This is a genomic window from Pseudomonas sp., from assembly GCF_041601375.1.
Classification (GTDB): Bacteria; Pseudomonadota; Gammaproteobacteria; order Pseudomonadales; family Pseudomonadaceae; genus Aquipseudomonas.
Window position 1 is genome coordinate 1 of sequence record NZ_JBFIIG010000286.1, and the last position, 2,968, is coordinate 2,968.

Genomic DNA, 2,968 nt, shown 5'->3' on the forward strand with positions numbered 1-2,968 from the left:
GCACAGCTCCACGATTTGCCCCAACATGGCATCCAGATCCCGCTGCACCTGACTCAGCGACTGCGCGGCATTCAAAATCCGATAACGCCGCGGCTCTTCATTGGCCCGACGCAAATAGGTCTGGCGCACCGCCTCGAAAAACCCCCGCCCCTCCCGCTCGAACCGATCCAGCCGGCCGCGCGCCGCAGCACGGGCCAGGCCGACCTCTACCGGCAAATCGAACACCAGGGTCAGATCCGGGCGCAGATCGCCCTGCACGAAGCTTTCCAGCACCGCGATACGCGCTTCCGACAGACCGCGACCGCCCCCCTGGTAGGCATAGGTGGCATCGGTAAAACGATCGCAGAGCACCACACAGCCACGAGCCAGCGCCGGCCGAATCACCTGGGCCAGATGCTGGGCGCGGGCCGCGAACACCAAGAGCAACTCGGTATCGGCCGCCATCGGCTCATCGCTCGGCGTCAACAGCAGCTCGCGGATACGCTCAGCCAGCGGGGTACCGCCTGGCTCGCGAGTCAACAGCACCTCAATACCTTGCGCGCGCAGACGCTCGGCCAGAAACTCGCGATTGGTACTCTTGCCAGCGCCTTCAGGGCCTTCCAGAGTGATAAACAAACCGCTCACAGGCTGTCCTTTATTGATTGTCCGACTGCACGGGGGCAGGGCTTGAACGGTAATCCTCGCGACGCGTGAGCTGGTACTCGCGCACGGCACGATTGTGCGCCTCGAGGGAATTGGAGAATACATGGCTGCCATCGCCACGGGCGACGAAATACAGGCTCTTGCCCGCCACCGGATGCAGTGCGGCATGGATCGCCTCGCGCCCGACCATGGCGATCGGTGTCGGCGGCATGCCATCGATCACATACGTGTTATAGGCCGTCGGCTCACGCAGGTGAGCGCGCGTCAACTTGCCGTTGTAGCGTTCACCCAGGCCATAAATCACCGTCGGGTCGGTTTGCAGGCGCATGCCGATGCGCAGACGCCGGATAAACACACCGGCAATCTCGCCACGTTCCTCAGGCACCCCGGTCTCCTTTTCGATGATCGAGGCCATGATCAAGGCGTCATAAGGCTCTTTATAAGGCAGGCCATCGGCGCGCTCTTGCCACTCTTCGGCCAGTACCTGTTCCAGGCGGAGGTAGGCTTGCTTGAGCAGATCGAGGTCGCTCATGCCACTTACGAAACGGTAGGTATCGGGGAAGAAACGCCCTTCCGGATTGACGCCCGGGTAGCCCAGGCGCGCCATCAACTGGGCGTCGCTCAGGCCGGTCAAGGTCAGCTCCAACTTGCTTTGGCGCTCCAGGGCAGTGCGAACCTGACGAAAACTCCAACCTTCCACCAGCGTCAGGCTGTACTGCACCACCTCGCCACGCCGCCACAGCCCGAGCATATCGCGCACGCTGAGTTCCGGCGTGAGGCGGTACTCGCCACTGTGCAGGGGCTGCCCCCTGAGATTGAAGCGCCAGTAGAGCCGCAACCACAAGGCATCCTGCAAGACACCGTCAGCCTGCAGGCGATTGAGTACGCCACCCGGCGTGGCCCCTGCAGGCACCTCGAGCATCAGCTCCTCACTCAGCTGCAACGGTTGCTCGAGCGCCGAGTGCTGCTGCCAGGCAACAAAGGCCACCAGCAAGCCAGCAATTAATACACCGCCCTCAAGCAGCAACAACAATTTACGTATCACTAATCAGCTGTCCAGTAGATCGCGGGCTATGACCTGCAGTTTACGGGTCAGCGGGCCAACCGACCACCGATGCCGTTGCAGGGAACGGACTGGCCAGACGCCATAGAGGCTGTTGCAGAGAAAAACTTCATCGGCCTGCAGCAACGCATCGACTCCGAGATCGCGCACATCGCAGCGGATCCCCTGGGCCTGGGCCTGCGCCAGCAGTTCGGCACGCATCACTCCGGCTACGCCGCAACGAGAAAGATCGGGCGTGAGCAGGACGCCACCCTTCGATAGAAACAGGTTGCTGTAGACGCCCTCGATCACCCGGCCCGAGGCATCCAGCATCAAGCCTTCGGCATGTTCGGCGTCCTGCCACTCGGCACGCGCGAGCACTTGCTCGAGCCGGTTCAAATGCTTGATCCCAGCCAACAGCGGTTGTTCGGCCAGTCGCGTGGCACAGGGGAACAAACGCACACCCAGCTCTGCGTTGCCGGCCGGATAAGCTGGCTTGTCGCTGCCCTGCAGTATCCGTCGCGGCGAGCCAGCCTGCGGCGGCGCATAACCGCGCATACCGTCGCCGCGGGTGACGATCAACTTCGCCACGCCATCGCCCAGTTCACGACTGAACGCCAGCAGCTCTGCACGCACCACCGCCAGATCGAGATCGATCAGCAGGCGCGCGCAACCTTCGCCGAGCCGTGCCAGGTGCCGCTCCAGCAATGTGGGATTGCCGCCACTGACGGCGATGGTCTCGAACAGTCCATCGCCGTAAGCCAGACCACGGTCCTTGACGGAGAGCCACTCCAGCGGCTGACCGTCGACCCAGCTCGGCATCAACCGGCGTACCGGCGGAACACCAGCGAGCCGTTGGTGCCGCCAAAACCGAAGGAGTTGGACAGCACCACATCGATCGGCATGGCTTTGGCCTGGTGCGCAACGAAGTCGAGGTCACAGCCCTCGCCAGGTTCGTCCAGGTTGATGGTTGGTGGCGCCACCTGATCGCGAATGGCCAAGATGCTGAAGATTGCCTCGACCGCGCCAGCCGCGCCCAGCAGGTGACCGGTCATCGACTTGGTCGAGCTGACGGCAAGCTGATAGGCATTTTCGCCAAATACCGACTTGATCGCCGCGACCTCAGCCTTGTCTCCCGCAGAGGTCGAGGTGCCGTGGGCGTTGATGTACTGCACCTGATCGGTATTCAGCCCGGCGTCGCGCATGGCATTGGCAATGCAGCGGGCGGCACCGGCACCATCCTCCGGCGGCGACGTCATGTGGTAGGCATCGCCACTCATGCCA

General features: G+C 63.0%; 3 protein-coding genes and 1 pseudogene. All 4 read right to left on the reverse strand.

What is annotated here, in order from left to right; genetic code table 11:
* A partial coding sequence (tmk, locus tag ABZE94_RS21080) for a dTMP kinase (RefSeq protein WP_372878132.1) occupies positions 1 to 624 on the reverse strand: 624 nt, incomplete at its 3' end.
* A gap of 10 nt (positions 625 to 634) precedes the next feature.
* Positions 635 to 1,687, reverse strand: coding sequence for an endolytic transglycosylase MltG (gene mltG, locus ABZE94_RS21085; protein WP_372878134.1), 1,053 nt, complete (start codon positions 1,685 to 1,687; stop codon positions 635 to 637).
* A gap of 3 nt (positions 1,688 to 1,690) precedes the next feature.
* Positions 1,691 to 2,506: an aminodeoxychorismate lyase gene (gene pabC / locus ABZE94_RS21090; RefSeq protein WP_372878135.1), complete on the reverse strand. Its 816-nt coding sequence runs from the start codon at positions 2,504 to 2,506 to the stop codon at positions 1,691 to 1,693.
* Positions 2,506 to 2,968: pseudogene (locus tag ABZE94_RS21095) on the reverse strand (beta-ketoacyl-ACP synthase II); the annotation flags it as partial. The gene pabC and the pseudogene ABZE94_RS21095, both read right to left, overlap by 1 nt.